The sequence below is a fragment of the Acinetobacter lactucae genome, from assembly GCF_001605885.1.
Taxonomy (GTDB): Bacteria; Pseudomonadota; Gammaproteobacteria; order Pseudomonadales; family Moraxellaceae; genus Acinetobacter; species Acinetobacter lactucae.
The window spans coordinates 36431-54072 of the sequence record NZ_LRPE01000039.1; the positions used below are offsets into that span (position 1 = coordinate 36431).

The following is a 17642-nucleotide window of genomic DNA, read 5'->3' on the forward strand; positions in this document are numbered from 1 at the left end:
GGGCATTACGCCCCTTTTCTTATTTAATATGGCTTAAGATACTAATTTGGGTTTACGCTCATTCGCTTCAGAACGCTTATGAAAATGAAGAATCCCATCTTCAAATTTTGCATTTTTTAGGGACTTTCTATCTTCTAAATAGTTATTAGTCACCTGCCATGGAGCACGCTTACCTTGTTTAGGAAGTTCATGTGCTGCACGATTGATATAACCTGAAGATAGTTTACCCATTACGGTATCTTCTTCCATCACCGTCTTATCACCCGATGGAATCACTTCATCATAACTATTTTTGTCCATATAGTTTAATAAGCGACAAATATATTCGGCAGCGATATCCACTTTAAGTGTCCATGATGCATTCACATAACCAATTATCATCGCCATATTTGGCACATCACTGAGCATTATGCCGTTATAAAGCATATGTTCAGATGAGTTGATTGGTTTCCCATCAAGAGTAGCCTGAACTCCACCCATAATCTGAACTTGTAGCCCTGTTGCAGAAACAATGATGTCAGCGTCAAGATGTTTGCCAGATTTAAGCAAAACACCTTTTTCGGTAAATTTCTCAATCTGATCAGTTTCTACACTTGCTTTGCCTTCACGTAAAATCTTAAACAAGTCACCATCTGGCACTACACATAAACGCTGATCCCAAGGATTATATGAAGGCGTAAAATGCTTCATATCAACCTTACCTTTAAGTTGTACCTCAATTGCTTTTAAGAGCAAACGACGTACCGTTTTAGGATGTTTTTGAGATAACGCATAAATAGCACGTTGCATACCAATGTTGCGAGCACGGGTAAATTTATAAGCTGCTTCTTCAGACATAAATTTACGCGTTTTTTCATAGATGAAATCGATAGAAGGAACGCTAGCAATATACGTTGGTGAACGCTGCAACATGGTCACATGACCTGCCCCACCTTTAGCCATTGCTGGAACTAAAGTAATCGCTGTTGCACCACTACCAATAATAACCACCTTTTTACCCGCGTAATCTAAGTTTTCAGGCCAATGCTGTGGGTGAATTAGTTGCCCTTTAAATGCTTCTTGATTTGGGAAAGAAGGCGCATAGCCCTGGTCATAGTTGTAGTAACCTGTACACCCTACAACAAAGTTGGCAATCCAAGTCTGCTGTTTTTTATTGCTATCTTCAACTACAACCTGCCATTTTTTTGAAGCTGAATCATAATTAGCAGAAAGTACCCGATGACCAAAATGAATTTTTTCTTTTAATTTAAATTCATCAATTACTTCACCTAAATACCCTTTAATAGAAGCACCATCAGCTAATACATTCGCTTTACACCATGGTTTAAAGTTAAAACCAAAGGTAGACATATCTGAATCTGAACGAATACCAGGGTAGCGAAAAAGATCCCATGTTCCACCAAAAGACTCACGACGCTCTAAAATCTCGAATTGTCGCTGTGGAGAATTTTTTGACAAATGGGCAGCAACTCCAATTCCTGAAATACCTGCGCCAATGATTAAAATATCAACTTGCTTTTCCATTTTATTTTTATACCCATTGTTGAGAATATAAGTTTATTAAAACACAATTTTGACAATACACAATGTCAAGTTTGACCGTTTATCTACTTTTTTATGTCACTTGAGGACATTTTTATAATTTATTTTGTGACTAGAAATAAAAAAGACCGGTATAAAACCGGTCTTTCTTGAATAAAATCAATTATTCAGCTGAAGTGTTCACTTCACGATCTACAAGCTCAACGTAAGCCATCGGTGCTGCATCACCAGCACGGAAGCCCGCTTTAAGAACACGTAGATAACCGCCGTTACGTTCTTTGTAACGAGGGCCGAGTACGGTAAATAATTTACCAACAGTTGCAGCATTACGAGTACGAGCAAATGCTAAACGACGATTTGCTACAGTATCGTTTTTTGCTAGAGTGATTAAAGGCTCAGCAACACGACGTAATTCTTTAGCTTTAGGAACAGTTGTTTTGATCAACTCGTGTTCAAATAAAGAATTAGCCAAGTTTTGGAACATCGCTTTACGATGGCTGCTTGTACGGCCTAATTTCACACCACTATTACGATGACGCATGGTGATAGTCCTACTTAATTAACGGCTACGATAGGCAAAACGGTCGTCCATACGAAGACTAGCTGGTGGCCAGTTTTCAAGACGCATACCGAGTTGTAAGCCTTTCGATGCCAAAACATCTTTGATCTCTGTTAACGATTTTTTACCAAGGTTAGGAGTTTTTAACAACTCAACTTCAGTACGTTGAACAAGATCACCAATGTAGTAAATATTTTCTGCTTTCAAACAGTTAGCAGAACGAACAGTAAGCTCTAGATCATCTACTGGGCGAAGCAAGATTGGGTCAACTTCTTCACGAGGCTCTTGAGCAACTGGAGTTTGGTCTTTCTGAAGATCAACAAAAATTGCAATTTGTTGTTGCAAGATTGTTGCCGCTTTACGGATTGCTTCTTCAGGATCCACCGTTCCATTTGTTTCAAGGTCGATTACCAGTTTATCTAAATCAGTACGTTGTTCTACACGCGCATTTTCAACGGTGTAAGAAACACGTTTAATCGGGCTATAAGAAGCATCTAATTGCAAACGACCAACAGGGCGTGTTTCACCTTCAGGGAAACGAGAATCAGATGTTTCATAACCACGACCTTGAGCAACTTTCAAGCGCATTTTTAATGAGCCTGAAGCACTTAAAGTACCGATTAAATGTTCTGGGTTAACCACTTCAACATTATGAGGTAAACGAAGGTCAGCAGCAGTAATATCGCCAGGACCTTGTTTTTCTAATGTTAAATATGCTTCATTTTGATCGAACAGCTTAATAGACAATCCTTTTAGGTTCAGCAAGAGCTCGACGATGTCCTGCTGCAAGCCTTCTAAAGTACTGTACTCGTGCTCGACACCTTCTATCTCTACTTCAACCACAGCAGCGCCAGGTAAAGAAGACAATAGAATGCGACGTAAAGCATTACCTAGAGTATGGCCAAAACCACGCTCTAAAGGTTCTAGAATCACTTTTGCCGAGGTCCCGCTTACCGCTTCGACCTTGATCGCTTGCGGAGTTAGAAACTCGTTTGCAGTACGCGTCATTATTGCTACCTCAAGGATTATTTAGAATACAATTCTACAATCAAGCTTTCGTTGATTTCAGCAGGTAAATCAGAACGATCTGGTGCAGCTTTAAACGTACCTTCAAGCTTAGAATGATCAACTTCGATCCAAGCTGGAATACCACGTTGTGTAGCTAACTCAATCGCGTTTTTAATACGCAATTGTTGTTTAGCACCTTCGTGAACCGCAATTACATCACCAGCTTTAACTTGAATAGATGCGATGTTTACACGACGACCATTCAAAGTAATGCTACGGTGACTTACCAACTGACGAGCTTCTGCACGTGTAGAACCAAAACCCATGCGATAAACAACGTTATCAAGACGGCTTTCAAGCAATTTCAACAAGTTCTCACCTGTTGCGCCTTTAACACGAGCTGCTTCTTTATAGTAGTTACTAAATTGACGTTCTAACACACCGTAAATACGACGGACTTTTTGTTTTTCACGTAATTGTAGTGAATACTCAGATTGCTTACCACCGCGTGCCTGACCATGTTGACCAGGAGCTTTGTTAGCTTTTTTAGTTTTGACGTCAAATGGTTTAACGCCAGATTTAAGTTGCAGGTCTGTCCCTTCGCGGCGAGAGAGTTTGCATTTTGGACCAATATAACGAGCCATGAATGTTTCTCCTTACACGCGACGTTTTTTAGGTGGACGGCAACCGTTGTGAGGAATTGGAGTCACATCGGTAATGCTGTTAATCTTATAACCCACTGCGCCTAATGCACGAACCGCAGACTCACGACCTGGACCAGGACCTTTTACAAGGACGTCCAGATTTTTCAAACCGTAATCCAAAGCTGCTTTACCAGCAACTTCAGCAGCTACCTGAGCAGCAAACGGAGTTGATTTACGTGAACCACGGAAGCCTTGTCCACCTGAGGTGGCCCAAGCCAATGCATTACCTTGACGATCAGTAATCGTAACAATGGTGTTATTAAAAGACGCGTGAATGTGTGCAACACCTTCAGAGACGGTACGGGTGACCTTCTTGCGTGTGCGAGTATCTTTAGCCATCTTTTAGCTTCCAGAAATCTTACTTTTTAATCGGTTTGCGCGGACCTTTACGGGTACGTGCGTTAGTTTTGGTGCGTTGACCACGGACAGGCAAGCTGCGACGATGGCGAAGGCCGCGGTAGCAACCCAAATCCATTAAACGTTTAATGTTCATGGAAATTTCGCGACGTAAGTCACCTTCGGTAGGAACCTTAGCAACTTCTGCACGAATCGCATCAAGCTGAGCATCGTCCAACTCACGGATCTTAGTAGTTTCAGTAATACCAACTGCAGCTAAGATATTCTTAGCAGTGTGGCGACCGATACCAAAGATATAAGTGAGGGAGATAACAGCATGCTTGTTATCCGGAATGTTTACACCGGCAATACGAGCCATTCACTTTCTCCAAAAAGGCAGTAGAGATAATCAACCGCCCCACAAAAATCTTGAGGGGCGGATATTAACCCAATTCGCCTACTGAAATCAACAGGTCTTGATTAGATTAACCTTGACGCTGCTTATGACGAGGTTCTGCGCTACAAATTACGCGAATAACCCCATTACGACGGATAACTTTACAGCTACCACAAATTTTCTTTACAGAAGCTTGTACTTTCATGATGAAACCTCTAAGTGCGCTTATCCCTTAGGATGAGCAGTCGTTTTTCTCATTAATGTTTGATTATCATATTGATGAGATGTTAAATGCGCTTGTAGCTGAGCCATAAAGTCCATAACAACGACTACTACGATCAATAATGAGGTACCACCTAAATAGAATGGAATCCCAAAAGAGCTTTGTAGAATCATTGGCATTAAACAGATGACCGTAATATAAATCGCACCAATAAATGTCAAACGATTAAGAATATGATCTAAGTAACGAGCAGTTTGCTCACCTGGGCGAATACCAGGCACATAAGCTCCGCTGCGTTTTAGATTTTCTGATACTTCCTTAGGGCTAAATACTAAAGCCGTATAAAAGTAACAGAAAAAGATAATTAACGCACCAAAGAGCACCAAATACAAAGGCTGTCCAGGCGACAATACTAAAGCTAGATCTTGTAAGCTACTTTTAATAAAACCAGCATTTGGATCTGCACTTCCCACCCATTGTCCAAGACTTGCTGGGAACAATAGTAAAGAACTTGCAAAAATCGCAGGAATTACACCAGCCATATTAATTTTTAATGGCAAATGCGTCTGCTGTGCTGTAAATATACGACGTCCCTGTTGCTTTTGCGCATAGTTTACTGGAATACGACGTTGTGCTTTTTCAATAAACACAATGGCTGCCAATACACCTAAAGACAAAAGACCAAAGATTACAAGACCAATTAAACTTGTTTGACCATTATCTACAGAAGATACTGATTGCATGATTAAATTAGGCAAACCAGCAACAATCCCTGCAAAAATAATCATTGAGATACCGTTACCAATACCTCTTTCAGTGATTTGCTCACCCAGCCACATTAAGAACATAGTTCCAGCGACAAGTGAAGTAACTGCAGGTATATAAAAGGCAAGGCCAACTGTCAGAGTAATACCCTGACCGATCAAACCTGCGCACATACCGACTGCCTGAACCACTGCAAGTAATAAAGTACCCTGACGCGTATATTGATTAATTTTACGCTTACCTTGCTCACCTTCCTTTTTCAAGGCTTCAAGTGAAGGAATTACTGTTGACATTAACTGCACAATAATTGATGCAGAAATGTAAGGCATAATCCCTAAAGCAAGAATAGACATTCGCTCTAAAGCACCGCCAGAAAACATATTGAATAGCCCAAGAATAGTTCCTTGGTTCGCATGAAATAAATTTTCTAACGCAGCATTATTAATGCCTGGTACTGGAATATGCGCTCCTAGTCGAAAGACCAGCAATGCACCGATTAGAAAACTCATCCGGCGAATAATTTCACGATATTTCACATGAAATGGCTGACCTTTCATCATGTTGACATGACCTGAAGAACTAGGAGACATAGACACTCGAGATTACTCCTCGACTTTACCGCCAGCTGCTTCAATCGCAGCTTTAGCGCCTTTAGTCAATGCAACACCTTGAACAGTGAATGCACGAGTGATTTCACCAGAAAGTACGATACGAGCACGAATTTGGTCACGACGAACAACATTCGCAGCTTTCAAAGTTTCCAGGCTAACGATGTCGCCTTCAACCTTGCTTAACTCAGATAAACGTACTTCAGCAGTTTTTAAAGCGATTTGGCTAGTGAAACCGAATTTAGGTAAACGACGATAAATCGCTGTTTGACCACCTTCAAAGCCTGGACGAACGCCACCACTTTTACGTGATTTTTGACCTTTGACACCACGGCCACCAGTCTTACCAACGCCAGAACCGATACCACGGCCTAAACGACGGTGTTCACGTTTTGCACCTTCTGCAGGCGCAAGTTCATTTAAACGCAGAGTCATGGCTTATTCCTCTACACTAACCATATAGTAGACTTTGTTGATCATACCGCGGTTAGAAGGCGTATCTTGCACTTCTACAGTATGACCAATACGACGCAGACCTAAACCTTGTAAGCAAAGCTTGTGATTTTTCAAGCGATGTGAAGAAGATTTAGTCTGGGTAACTTTAATCGTTTTCATGATTGATTACCCTTGAATTTCTTCTACTGATTTACCACGTTTCGCAGCGACTTTCTCAGGAGAAGTCATATCACGCAAACCTTTAAAAGTTGCGTTTACTACGTTTGCAGCATTAGTAGAACCATAACATTTAGCAAGTACGTTATGTACACCTGCAGCTTCTAGAACGGCACGCATAGCACCACCAGCAATTACGCCAGTACCTTCAGAAGCAGGTTGCATATATACACGGCTTGCACCATGACGAGCATTCACAGGGTGTTGTAAAGTAGTACCTGCAAGGTCTACAGTAATCATGTTGCGACGTGCAGCTTCAAGTGCTTTAGAAATAGCAGCTGGAACTTCACGAGCTTTACCACGACCAAAACCAACACGACCATTACCATCACCCACAACAGTTAATGCTGTGAAAGAGAAGATACGACCACCCTTAACAACTTTGGCTACACGATCAACGGCAACCAGCTTTTCAACAAGACCTTCGTTTTGTTCAACTTTAGCCATGATTAGAACTCCAAGCCGTTTTCACGAGCAGCATCAGCCAAGGCTTTGATACGACCATGATATTTAAAACCAGAACGGTCAAATGCAACTTTAGTTACACCAGCTGCTTTCGCACGCTCTGCGATTAAAGCGCCTACTTTAGTAGCTGCGTCTACATTACCTGTAGTACCGCTACGTAAAGATGCATCCAAAGTTGAAGCTTGTGCTAAAACTTTGCCACCATCTGCTGAAATAACTTGAGCATAGATGTGACGCGGAGTGCGGTTTACACACAAACGAGTCGCACCCAATGCACGAATGTGCAAGCGTGTGCTTTTCGCACGACGCAAACGGGATTGTTTCTTTTCGTTCATAAGAACCTCGCGCCTTATTTCTTCTTAGCTTCTTTACGAAGAATGACTTCATCCGAATAACGAACACCTTTACCTTTATATGGTTCAGGAGAACGGTATGCACGGATTTCTGCCGCTACTTGACCTAACAACTGCTTATTTGCTGATTTCAAAATGATTTCAGTAGCAGTTGGAGTTTCCGCTGTTACACCTTCAGGTAAAGCGTAGTCAATTGGGTGTGAAAAACCAAGGTTAAGGTTTACAACAGTACCTTTAACCGCAGCTTTATAACCAACACCAACTAGCTGCAACTTACGTTCGAAGCCTTCACTAACCCCTTTTACAAGGTTATTCAATACAGCGCGAGCAGTACCAGCTTGCATCCAAGCATCTTTCGATTCTTTAACTGGAGCAAGTTGAAGTTTACCTTCTTCCTGTTTTAGCTCGACCAGCGCATGCAGGTTGAAAGACAATGTACCTTTGCTGCCTTTCACTTCGACCTGCCGGCCGTTCTGAGTAACTGCTACACCATTAGGTACAGTTACTGGGGCTTTAGCCACACGAGACATGAGGAATCACCTATTAAGAAACAAAAGCAATAACTTCACCACCAACGCCCGCAGCACGTGCAGCGCGATCAGTCATGATGCCTTTGCTTGTAGAAACAATTGCAATACCTAAACCTTGCTTAACGCTTGGAAGTTTATCTTTACCACGGTATTGGCGAAGACCTGGACGGCTTACGCGTTTAACCATTTCGATAACTGGTTTGCCTTCGAAATATTTTAAAGTAATTGTCAAAGTAGATTTTGTCTCTTCTTGAGCAACTTCTACATTTGAAATATAACCTTCTTGTTGAAGTACGTTTGCAATAGCAACTTTCAACTTAGAAGAAGGCATAGAAACAGTTTGTTTCTTAGCCATTTGTGCGTTACGAACACGTGTTAGCATGTCGGCAACGGTATCTTGCATACTCATTTAGTCGCTCCTTACCAGCTTGCCTTAACAACGCCTGGTACATCACCCTGCATTACTGTGTCACGTAATTTGTTACGGCTTAAACCGAACTTACGGAAGTAACCATGAGGACGACCAGTTAAACCACAACGGTTACGAAGACGTACCGGAGATGCATTACGTGGCAATGCTTGTAACTTTAACATCGCTTCGAAACGCTCTTCTTCACTTGCATTTACGTTTGCAATCGTAGCTTTTAATTCAGCACGTTTTGCAGCGTATTTAGCAACTGTTTTTTCGCGTTTCAATTCGCGATTAATCATACCTTTCTTAGCCATATCGACCTCTTATTTGAACGGGAAGCCGAATGCACGCATAAGCGCACGGCCTTCGTCATCGGTGCGAGCAGTCGTAGTAATAGTAATATCCATACCACGAATACGATCAATCTTATCGAAATCGATTTCAGGGAAAACGATTTGCTCTTTCAAACCCATTGAGTAGTTACCACGACCATCAAATGATTTCGAAGAGAAACCACGGAAGTCACGGATACGAGGGATTGCGATTGAGATCAAACGGTCCAAGAATTCGTACATTTGGTCGCCACGTAAAGTAACTTTACAACCAATCGGCCAACCATCGCGGATTTTGAAACCAGCGATAGATTTACGAGCAAGTGTAATTACTGGTTTTTGACCAGCAATTAATTGCATGTCGACTACAGCGCCATCTAATAATTTCTTATCAGTTGCAGCTGCGCCTACACCCATGTTTAGGGTAATTTTTGTGATGCGTGGAATTTCCATCACGTTCTTAATGCTAAGTTCTTCTTGTAACTTCGCTTTAAGTTCTTCGTTGTAACGTGCTTTAAGTCTGGCCATTGCCTTTTCAACCTATTACTTCGCTACCGCCACTGATTCACCATTTGATTTGTAAACGCGAGTTTTCACGCCATCAATCACTTGGTAACCAACACGGTCAGCCTTCTGGGTTGTAGCATTTAAAATTGCCACGTTTGAAATATGAAGCGAAGCTTCTTGAGTAACGATACCGCCTTCAGCGCCAGTTACACGATTCGGCTTTTGATGCTTCTTCACTAAGTTAAGGCCTTCAACCTTAACGCGGTCTTCAGAAACAGACAATACAGTACCCTGTTTGCCTTTTTCTTTACCTGCGATCACGATAACTTGATCGCCTTTTTTAATCTTAGCCATGATTGCCTCTTATAGAACTTCAGGAGCCAATGAAATGATTTTCATGAACTGTTCAGTACGAAGTTCACGAGTCACTGGTCCGAAGATACGAGTAGCAATCGGAGCTTTGTTGTTGTTCAGGATAACTGCAGCATTATCATCAAAACGGATCACAGAACCATCTGGACGACGAATGCCGAATTTAGTACGAACTACAACCGCATTCATCACGTCACCTTTTTTAACACGTGCGCGTGGGATTGCTTCTTTTACAGTAACTTTAATAATGTCGCCAACAGAAGCATAACGACGATGTGAACCACCAAGTACTTTAATACATTGTACGCGGCGAGCACCACTGTTGTCTGCTACGTCGAGCATAGTTTCGGTTTGAATCATTGCCCTACTCCAAAACCGAGCATCACCGGTCACAATTTCGAAAGGCTCAAAGAGTACTCGAAATTGACCGATGATGCAACAAGAACGTCGAATTACTCAGCAGCTGCTTCAACTACTTCCACTAAAGTCCAAGCTTTAGTTTTAGAAATTGGGCGGCTTTCTTTAATGGTCACAACATCGCCAAGTTTAGCAACATTGTTCTCATCATGAGCGTGTAACTTAGTTGAACGGCGAATTGATTTGCCATACAACGGGTGTTGAACGCGGCGTTCGATAAGAACAACAATAGACTTGTCCATTTTGTCGCTTACTACTTTGCCGGTTAACGTGCGGACTGTTTTTTCACTCATTGTCCGTTCCCCTGTTTTTCGGTAAGGAGTGTCTTAATACGAGCAATTGTCTTACGAGCAACTTGCACTTCATGCGATTTACCCAACTGACCAGTTGCTTTCGCCATACGAAGACGGAATTGATTAAGCTGTTGCTCATCAAGCAAAGCTTTCAACTCTTCTACCGATTTTTCACGTAGATCTTTAGTTTTCATTACATTACCGTCCGAGTCACGATAGTGGTTTTAAACGGAAGTTTAGCAGCAGCTAAAGCAAATGCTTCACGCGCTAATTCTTCGTTCACACCTTCAATTTCGTACAGGATCTTACCTGGTTGGATCTGGCAAACCCAGTACTCCACGCTACCCTTACCTTTACCCATACGCACTTCAAGAGGCTTTTGAGTAATTGGTTTATCCGGGAATACGCGAATAAAGATTTTACCACCACGCTTAATACGGCGGCTAATAGTACGACGTGCAGCTTCAATCTGACGAGCAGTCATACGACCACGTTCAGTTGCTTTAATTGCAATCGAACCAAATGATACTGTACTACCACGATGCGCTAGACCAGTATTACGGCCTTTGTGCACCTTACGGAATTTGGTACGTTTAGGTTGCAACATGGATTATTCTCCCTTGTCAGCAGCACGGTCACCGCGACGACCACGACGCTCTTGACCTTCACCACGACCACGACCACGTTTAGCTGGACGATCTTCAGCAGGAGCAGGGTTCATGACTTGTTTCATGCCACCTAAAATCTCGCCACGGAAAATCCAAACTTTAACACCAATCGTACCGTAAGTTGTTTCTGCACGCATAGTTGCATAGTCAATGTCTGCACGTAACGTATGTAAAGGTACACGACCTTCACGATACCATTCTGTACGAGCAATCTCTGCACCACCTAAACGGCCAGACACTTCAACTTTGATACCTTTAGCACCAGCACGCATAGTGTTTTGAACCGCACGCTTCATAGCACGACGGAACATTACACGCTTTTCTAATTGAGAAGCGATAGCTTCAGCAACTAAACGCGCATCTAAGTCTGGGCGATCAATTTCGTTGATACTTACTTGCGCAGGAACACCCATAATGCTGGTAAGTTCGCGCTGTAATTTCTCAATATCTTCGCCTTTTTTACCGATTACGATACCAGGACGAGCTGTGCTAATAGTTACTTTAGCAGCGCCTGATGGACGTTCGATAAGAATATTGCTTACCATCGCATTCTTAAGTTTTTTAGTTAAAAACTCACGAACTTGAAGATCTTTAAGCAAGTATTCAGCGTATTGTTTCGGATTCGCATACCAGTTAGCGTTATGACGTTTCACAACACCTAGGCGGATACCGATTGGATGAACCTTCTGACCCATATCAAACCCCTACCTTAACGGTGATGTGACAAGTACGCTTAGTAATACGATCTGCACGGCCTTTAGCACGTGGCATAATACGTTTAAGGCTCATGCCTTCGTCAACGTAAATCGTAGATACTTTAAGATCGTCAACATCTAAACTGTTATTGTGTTCAGCGTTTGCAATCGCAGATTCCAATGCTTTTTTCACTAAAACAGCAGCTTTTTTATTGCTGAAGTTTAAGATATTTAAAGCATGCGCAACAGATTTGCCGCGAATAAGATCTGCAACCAAACGTGCTTTCTGTGCCGAGATAGCGGCACCGCGTAATTTAGCAGTTACTTCCATCATGACACCTATTAACGTTTAGATTTCTTGTCAACACCGTGACCACGATAGGTACGAGTTGGCGCGAATTCACCGAGTTTATGACCAACCATATGCTCAGTAACAATTACTGGAACGTGGTTACGACCATTATGAACAGAAATTGTTAGACCAACAAAATCTGGAAGGATCATCGAACGACGAGACCAAGTTTTAATCGGCTTGCGAGAGTTACTAGCAACAGCCGCTTCAACCTTAGCGAACAAGTGCGCATCGACGAATGGGCCTTTTTTCAGAGAACGAGGCATTAGTCAGATTCCTTTACTTGACGCGACGGTCGCGAATAATCATCTTAGTCGTACGCTTATTGGTACGTGTCTTGTACCCTTTAGCTTTTTGACCCCATGGGCTTACAGGTTGAATACCTTTGTTACGCCCTTCACCACCACCATGCGGGTGATCAATTGGGTTCATCGCCATACCACGTACGGTAGGACGAACACCACGCCAGCGCGAAGCACCAGCTTTACCCAATGAACGAAGGTTGTTTTCTTGGTTAGAAACTTCACCAATTACAGCGCGGCATTCAACATGTACTTTACGCATTTCGCCTGAACGAAGACGAATAATTGCGTAAGAACCATCACGACCCAATAACTGAACAGAAGCACCAGCAGAACGCGCTAATTGCGCACCCTTACCAATTTTAAGTTCAACGTTATGAAGTGTAGAACCGATCGGCATATTACGAAGTGGCAAGCAGTTACCTGGACGAATTGGAGCATCGTTACCAGATTGTACTTTATCGCCAGCACGTAAGCCTTTAGGTGCGATGATATAACGACGCTCACCATCAGCATATTTCAATAAAGCAATATGTGCTGTACGGTTTGGATCGTATTCAATACGCTCTACAACAGCTGGGATGCTGTCTTTGTTACGTTTAAAGTCAACGATACGATAGTGTTGTTTATGACCACCACCAACGTGACGAGTAGTAATGTGACCGTTGTTATTACGACCACCAGTACGTTTTTTAGCTTCAACCAACGGTGCGTAAGGCGCGCCTTTGTGAAGATGGTCATGAACCACTTTCTCTACAAAGCGACGTCCTGGAGACGTTGGCTTACATTTTTGAATCGGCATAATTTTCGTCCTTATTCCGCTGCGCTTTCAGCGGTATCGCCCAAGTCAGCCATTTCAACATCTTGGCCGGCTTTCAGGGTGACGTATGCTTTTTTAACATCAGAACGGCGTCCTAATGTACGACCAAAGCGCTTAGTCTTACCTTTAGTAATAGTTGTGTTAACTTTAACAACTTCTACACCAAAAAGTTTTTCAACTGCTTTTTTGATTTCAAGCTTAGTAGCATTGATGTCTACTTTAAATACTTGAACACCAACAGTATCACCTAAAACTTGTGCCTTTTCTGAGAAGACTGGTCCTTTAAGGACGTGATAGATACGTTCGTTGTTCATCCGAGTTCTACCTCAATTTTCTTAGCAGCAGCTACAGACATCACAACTTTATCAAACGCGATCAAGCTTACAGGATCGATTGCAGTTGCATCTACCACATCTACATGTGGAAGGTTGCGTGCTGCAAGATATAAGTTCTCATCTACAGCGTCAGTAACGATTAATGCACGAGCAGCATTTAAGTCGTTAAGCTTTGCAAGCAATTCTTTAGTTTTTGGAGCTGCAACAGCAAACTCTTCAACTAATACAAGACGATCTTGGCGAACAAGTTCAGCTAAGATACATTGCATTGCACCGCGGTACATCTTACGGTTTACTTTTTGAGACCAATCTTGTGGACGAGCAGCAAAAGTTTTACCACCGCCAACCCAGATAGGGCTACGAATAGAACCCGCACGAGCACGACCAGTACCTTTTTGACGGAATGGCTTTTTACCACCGCCAGAAACGTCTGCACGTGATTTCTGAGCACGAGTACCTTGACGACCACCTGCTAAGTAAGCAGTAACAACTTGGTGTACAAGAGCTTCGTTAAATTCACGTCCGAAAGCAACTTCAGACAATTCAACAGCAGAGCCGGAAACAGTTTTCAAATTCACGGTATTTCCCCTCAGGCCTTGATGGTAGGACGTACAATCACGTCGCCGCCAGTTGCACCAGGAATTGCACCTTTAACAACTAAAACAGAACGTTCAGCGTCAATAGATACGATTTCAAGACCTTGTACTGTTACGCGTTCATCACCTAAGTGACCAGCCATTTTCTTGCCTTTGAACACGCGTCCAGGAGTTTGGTTTTGACCTGTAGAACCTAATACACGGTGAGAAACTGAGTTACCGTGAGTAGCGTCTTGGGTACGGAAGTTCCAACGTTTAACACCACCTTGGAAACCTTTACCTTTTGATTGACCAGTTACGTCAACTACCTGACCAACTGTGAACAAATCAACGCCAATAGTGCCGCCAACTTCACGACCTTCAAGCTCAGCTTCAGTAACACGGAACTCTTTAACTAAACGACCAGCAGCAACACCAGCTTTCGCGAAGTGACCTTTCTGAGCATTAGTTACGCGAGATTCGCGACGTTCACCAGTAGTTACTTGAACAGCTTGATAACCATCAGTTTCAAGTGTTTTGATTTGCGTAATGCGGTTTGGATCGACTTCGATGACTGTAACAGGTACAGAAACACCTGCATCTGTAAAGATGCGAGTCATACCACATTTGCGACCGACTAAACCAATAGCCATGTGCATAAACCTCTAAAAAAGCGGCCTAATTAACTTAGAAGTTAATCAACCGAAAGCCTTAACCCAAAGCGATCTGAACATCAACACCAGCCGCAAGATCTAATTTCATCAATGCATCAACAGTTTTATCTGTAGGTTGAACGATGTCGATCAAACGTTTATAGGTGCGAATTTCGTACTGGTCACGCGCATCTTTGTTAACGTGCGGTGAAGTAAGAACGTTGAAGCGTTCGATGCGAGTAGGCATCGGAATTGGACCACAAACTTGTGCGCCAGTACGCTTAGCGGTTTCTACGATCTCTTGAGCAGATTGATCAATCAGACGATGATCAAAAGACTTCAAACGGATACGAATTCTCTGGTTAGACATACCAGTAAACTCCAAGCCAAACATATAAAGAATCACCCTTGACGCATCTCACCCATTGGTAAGTGTCAAAGGCAGTGAAAATCACTAAGGTCATGATCGATGCCACGACTGTAATGCACATTTACTACTTTCTTCGCAGTAAATGCCCCTCCTTTTGAGGGTCGCCCATTATAACGATTGTTTAAGTCTTATGCAATTCTCTTTTTCTATTTTTTGTTCAAAACGTGCTTTAACCTAGCATTGATAAATCATTTAAGCATTTATGACAAATTCAATCGCTTTATTTAAGAGTTGATTACCTTGTTCAAATTTTTGCGCTTCCGAATATTGTAATTCACTTGCAGATTGAACATATTCTCCATTAAAAATAGATAGCTCCTCTTCATTTTCAAGCAAAAGTTTTAAAGTCGCAGGTGTCATCTCTGGATGGAATTGAAAGCCCAACACATTTTTCCCAATTTGATACATCTGATTACGACAAGCTATATTCTCAGCCAAATGTATGGCACCTTTCGGTATTTCAAATGTTTCACTGTGCCACTGCATCACCTTTATTTTTTCAGGCAATGGGAAGCTGTCTTGAGGTAGGTTTGCTACTCTTTGAACTGTCGACCACCCAAGCTCCTGATAGCGATTTCGACTGACTGCCGCCCCTAATGCATTAGCAATTAACTGCCCACCCAAACAAAGACCTATAGCCGGCTTCCCTGCTGCCAAATAACGACGTAACCATCTTTTCTCAATCTTAAGCCATGGATAATTAGCCTCGTCATTTACACTCATGGTGCCACCCATGACTAATAACAAGTCAACTTCATCAATTCGGGGTAAAGCTTCTATTTCAAGTGACCGATCGACTGGAAGTGCAAAAAATTCCGTAGAACTAATAGTCGCATGGTGAGCTTTTAAAAATGAATAACAACTCCCAAAGCCTTCACCTGCGATATGTTGAAAATAATGAACTCTTAAATGCGACTTCATGCGCTTAAACCTATTGTTGTTAGAATGTTGTAGAGGTCTTTGCAAAAATAAAGCCAAGTTTTTGTTTTATGGGTCGACTGTAACGAAACGTCTTACAAAACTTTATAAATCTAGCGAATAGTTTAAATTTCTCTTAATCTAACTTTATCATTTAAAACATAATGCACTATGAAAAAGCACAACGATTTTCAGACTCGCCTCATTCATGCCCCAAGAAAGGCTCCGCAATTCATTGAAACAGTGCAACCTCCCCTATTTCGCGCATCAACTATTATTTTTAAATCGACTTCGCACCTTTTTGATCGTCATTGGACTGACCCCTATGACTATAGTTATGGAACACATGGCACTCCTACCACCTTCACACTAGGCGACAATATTGCGCAAATTGAAGGTGGTTTGCATTGTTTGCTTGCACCGAGTGGTTTATCAGCAATTAATATTGTGAACTCAACATTTTTAAGCACTAATGATGAAGTATGGGTTCCAGACAATATTTATGGACCAAATCTAGAACATCTAAATTATCTACAAGATCAATATGGGATCATCGTTAAAGTATATAATCCAATTGATGCATCAAGCTTTCAGCCAACCGACAAAAGTAAACTACTATGGCTAGAAGCTGCAGGTTCGGTTACTTTAGAATTCCCTGATCTTAAAAATCTAGTTAAAAAAGCTAAAGAACATGGTGTTTTAACAGCCCTTGATAACACTTGGGGAGCTGGACTTGCGTTTAATGCTTTTAATTTTTCTGATGAACATCTGTCAGTCGACTTAACTATTCATGCACTCACCAAATATCCAAGCGGTGGGGGTGACATCTTAATGGGCAGCATTGTAACTCGTGATGAAAAACTGCATCACCGCCTATTCCGTACGCATGCCATTTTAGGTATTGCAGTTTCGGGAGATGATGCAGCACAGATTCAACGTAGCCTTGCTCATATGTCTTTACGCTATGAAAAACAGTCAGCCAATGCTCACACTCTACTTAAATGGCTAAAGAATCAACCTCAATTTGCACAAGTTCTACATCCAAGCGATGAGAACGCCCCAGGCCATCAATACTGGCAAGAAATCTGCACCATCGGTCAAAGTGCGGGGTTAGTGAGTATCATTTTCAAACCTGAATATGACATTAAAGCAGTACGTCGCTTCTGCGATGCATTAAAGTTATTTAAGCTCGGCTTTAGCTGGGGTGGGCCCGTTAGCCTGATTATGCTTTACGATTTAAAAATGATGAGAAAACTTGAGAATACACATTTACAACAAGGATTATTGGTTCGCTTCTGTATAGGACTAGAAGATCCGCAAGATTTGATACAAGATATCGAAAATGCACTGAAACAACTGTAAAACGACAACATTATAGTGACTCAAACCATAGGATAAA

General features: G+C 42.0%; 30 protein-coding genes and 1 pseudogene. 1 reads left to right on the forward strand and 30 read right to left on the reverse strand.

Annotation, left to right across the window (positions count from 1 at the left end):
• Positions 1-33 precede the first annotated feature (33 nt).
• From AWW73_RS16095 to AWW73_RS16240, 30 genes and pseudogenes are all read right to left on the reverse strand, one after another.
• Positions 34-1524 carry a flavin-containing monooxygenase gene (locus tag AWW73_RS16095; RefSeq protein WP_062850164.1) on the reverse strand — a complete coding sequence of 497 codons (1491 nt, stop codon included), beginning with the start codon at positions 1522-1524 and terminating at the stop codon, positions 34-36.
• Between the two features lie 181 nt (positions 1525-1705).
• Entirely contained in the window at positions 1706-2083 is a 378-nt protein-coding gene (gene rplQ / locus AWW73_RS16100) for a 50S ribosomal protein L17 (protein ID WP_002049717.1), read from the reverse strand.
• 18 nt (positions 2084-2101) lie between these two features.
• Positions 2102-3109, reverse strand: a complete 1008-nt coding sequence (locus AWW73_RS16105) for a DNA-directed RNA polymerase subunit alpha (RefSeq protein ID WP_002116730.1) — start codon at positions 3107-3109, stop codon at positions 2102-2104.
• Positions 3110-3126: 17 nt separating this feature from the next.
• The gene (rpsD, locus tag AWW73_RS16110; protein WP_062850165.1) at positions 3127-3753 is read right to left on the reverse strand and encodes a 30S ribosomal protein S4; all 627 of its coding nucleotides are present in this window, start codon (positions 3751-3753) and stop codon (positions 3127-3129) included.
• 12 nt (positions 3754-3765) lie between these two features.
• On the reverse strand, positions 3766-4152 hold the full coding sequence (gene rpsK, locus AWW73_RS16115) for a 30S ribosomal protein S11 (protein ID WP_001040166.1): 387 nt from the start codon (positions 4150-4152) through the stop codon (positions 3766-3768).
• A gap of 19 nt (positions 4153-4171) precedes the next feature.
• Positions 4172-4528 carry a 30S ribosomal protein S13 gene (rpsM, locus tag AWW73_RS16120; protein ID WP_000090815.1) on the reverse strand — a complete coding sequence of 119 codons (357 nt, stop codon included), beginning with the start codon at positions 4526-4528 and terminating at the stop codon, positions 4172-4174.
• Between the two features lie 106 nt (positions 4529-4634).
• Positions 4635-4751, reverse strand: coding sequence for a 50S ribosomal protein L36 (gene rpmJ, locus AWW73_RS16125; RefSeq protein WP_000867907.1), 117 nt, complete (start codon positions 4749-4751; stop codon positions 4635-4637).
• A 20-nt stretch (positions 4752-4771) separates the two neighbouring features.
• The gene (secY, locus tag AWW73_RS16130; protein ID WP_171068081.1) at positions 4772-6091 is read right to left on the reverse strand and encodes a preprotein translocase subunit SecY; all 1320 of its coding nucleotides are present in this window, start codon (positions 6089-6091) and stop codon (positions 4772-4774) included.
• Positions 6092-6136: 45 nt separating this feature from the next.
• Positions 6137-6577 carry a 50S ribosomal protein L15 gene (gene rplO, locus AWW73_RS16135; protein ID WP_002116985.1) on the reverse strand — a complete coding sequence of 147 codons (441 nt, stop codon included), beginning with the start codon at positions 6575-6577 and terminating at the stop codon, positions 6137-6139.
• 3 nt (positions 6578-6580) lie between these two features.
• Positions 6581-6757, reverse strand: a complete 177-nt coding sequence (gene rpmD / locus AWW73_RS16140; protein ID WP_000849088.1) for a 50S ribosomal protein L30 — start codon at positions 6755-6757, stop codon at positions 6581-6583.
• 6 nt (positions 6758-6763) lie between these two features.
• A complete protein-coding gene (gene rpsE, locus AWW73_RS16145; protein ID WP_001141025.1) occupies positions 6764-7261 on the reverse strand; it encodes a 30S ribosomal protein S5 in 498 nt (165 codons plus the stop codon).
• Between the two features lie 2 nt (positions 7262-7263).
• Complete coding sequence (rplR, locus tag AWW73_RS16150; protein ID WP_002049741.1) at positions 7264-7614, reverse strand: 50S ribosomal protein L18; 351 nt, start codon at positions 7612-7614, stop codon at positions 7264-7266.
• 14 nt (positions 7615-7628) lie between these two features.
• A complete protein-coding gene (gene rplF, locus AWW73_RS16155) occupies positions 7629-8162 on the reverse strand; it encodes a 50S ribosomal protein L6 (protein WP_002116801.1) in 534 nt (177 codons plus the stop codon).
• A 13-nt stretch (positions 8163-8175) separates the two neighbouring features.
• Positions 8176-8571, reverse strand: coding sequence for a 30S ribosomal protein S8 (gene rpsH / locus AWW73_RS16160; RefSeq protein ID WP_002049732.1), 396 nt, complete (start codon positions 8569-8571; stop codon positions 8176-8178).
• 11 nt (positions 8572-8582) lie between these two features.
• Positions 8583-8888, reverse strand: coding sequence for a 30S ribosomal protein S14 (rpsN, locus tag AWW73_RS16165; RefSeq protein ID WP_002049689.1), 306 nt, complete (start codon positions 8886-8888; stop codon positions 8583-8585).
• A gap of 9 nt (positions 8889-8897) precedes the next feature.
• Positions 8898-9434 (reverse strand): 50S ribosomal protein L5, encoded by a 537-nt coding sequence (gene rplE / locus AWW73_RS16170; RefSeq protein WP_002116961.1) that lies wholly within the window; start codon positions 9432-9434, stop codon positions 8898-8900.
• 15 nt (positions 9435-9449) lie between these two features.
• Positions 9450-9767 (reverse strand): 50S ribosomal protein L24, encoded by a 318-nt coding sequence (rplX, locus tag AWW73_RS16175; RefSeq protein ID WP_002116820.1) that lies wholly within the window; start codon positions 9765-9767, stop codon positions 9450-9452.
• A 9-nt stretch (positions 9768-9776) separates the two neighbouring features.
• On the reverse strand, positions 9777-10145 hold the full coding sequence (rplN, locus tag AWW73_RS16180) for a 50S ribosomal protein L14 (protein ID WP_001982634.1): 369 nt from the start codon (positions 10143-10145) through the stop codon (positions 9777-9779).
• Between the two features lie 92 nt (positions 10146-10237).
• On the reverse strand, positions 10238-10495 hold the full coding sequence (gene rpsQ, locus AWW73_RS16185) for a 30S ribosomal protein S17 (protein ID WP_002116661.1): 258 nt from the start codon (positions 10493-10495) through the stop codon (positions 10238-10240).
• Positions 10492-10689 (reverse strand): 50S ribosomal protein L29, encoded by a 198-nt coding sequence (gene rpmC, locus AWW73_RS16190; protein ID WP_000849928.1) that lies wholly within the window; start codon positions 10687-10689, stop codon positions 10492-10494. Before rpmC ends, rpsQ begins: the two co-directional genes overlap by 4 nt.
• The gene (rplP, locus tag AWW73_RS16195; RefSeq protein ID WP_002049688.1) at positions 10689-11102 is read right to left on the reverse strand and encodes a 50S ribosomal protein L16; all 414 of its coding nucleotides are present in this window, start codon (positions 11100-11102) and stop codon (positions 10689-10691) included. Before rplP ends, rpmC begins: the two co-directional genes overlap by 1 nt.
• Positions 11042-11858: pseudogene (rpsC, locus tag AWW73_RS16200) on the reverse strand (30S ribosomal protein S3). The gene rplP and the pseudogene rpsC overlap by 61 nt, the downstream one beginning before the upstream one ends.
• Position 11859: 1 nt before the next feature.
• A complete protein-coding gene (gene rplV, locus AWW73_RS16205) occupies positions 11860-12189 on the reverse strand; it encodes a 50S ribosomal protein L22 (RefSeq protein WP_001982638.1) in 330 nt (109 codons plus the stop codon).
• An 11-nt stretch (positions 12190-12200) separates the two neighbouring features.
• The gene (gene rpsS, locus AWW73_RS16210; protein WP_001138119.1) at positions 12201-12476 is read right to left on the reverse strand and encodes a 30S ribosomal protein S19; all 276 of its coding nucleotides are present in this window, start codon (positions 12474-12476) and stop codon (positions 12201-12203) included.
• A gap of 13 nt (positions 12477-12489) precedes the next feature.
• The gene (rplB, locus tag AWW73_RS16215) at positions 12490-13314 is read right to left on the reverse strand and encodes a 50S ribosomal protein L2 (protein ID WP_002049686.1); all 825 of its coding nucleotides are present in this window, start codon (positions 13312-13314) and stop codon (positions 12490-12492) included.
• Positions 13315-13325: 11 nt separating this feature from the next.
• Entirely contained in the window at positions 13326-13646 is a 321-nt protein-coding gene (rplW, locus tag AWW73_RS16220) for a 50S ribosomal protein L23 (protein ID WP_062850166.1), read from the reverse strand.
• On the reverse strand, positions 13643-14245 hold the full coding sequence (gene rplD, locus AWW73_RS16225; RefSeq protein ID WP_002049755.1) for a 50S ribosomal protein L4: 603 nt from the start codon (positions 14243-14245) through the stop codon (positions 13643-13645). Before rplD ends, rplW begins: the two co-directional genes overlap by 4 nt.
• An 11-nt stretch (positions 14246-14256) precedes the next feature.
• Complete coding sequence (rplC, locus tag AWW73_RS16230; protein ID WP_002117051.1) at positions 14257-14895, reverse strand: 50S ribosomal protein L3; 639 nt, start codon at positions 14893-14895, stop codon at positions 14257-14259.
• 58 nt (positions 14896-14953) lie between these two features.
• Complete coding sequence (gene rpsJ, locus AWW73_RS16235; RefSeq protein ID WP_000070912.1) at positions 14954-15265, reverse strand: 30S ribosomal protein S10; 312 nt, start codon at positions 15263-15265, stop codon at positions 14954-14956.
• Positions 15266-15517: 252 nt separating this feature from the next.
• The gene (locus tag AWW73_RS16240; RefSeq protein ID WP_016143562.1) at positions 15518-16246 is read right to left on the reverse strand and encodes a type 1 glutamine amidotransferase; all 729 of its coding nucleotides are present in this window, start codon (positions 16244-16246) and stop codon (positions 15518-15520) included.
• 168 nt (positions 16247-16414) lie between these two features.
• Between AWW73_RS16240 and AWW73_RS16245 the strand changes: the two genes are divergently transcribed.
• Complete coding sequence (locus AWW73_RS16245) at positions 16415-17605, forward strand: PLP-dependent transferase (RefSeq protein ID WP_062850167.1); 1191 nt, start codon at positions 16415-16417, stop codon at positions 17603-17605.
• Positions 17606-17642: the final 37 nt, after the last annotated feature.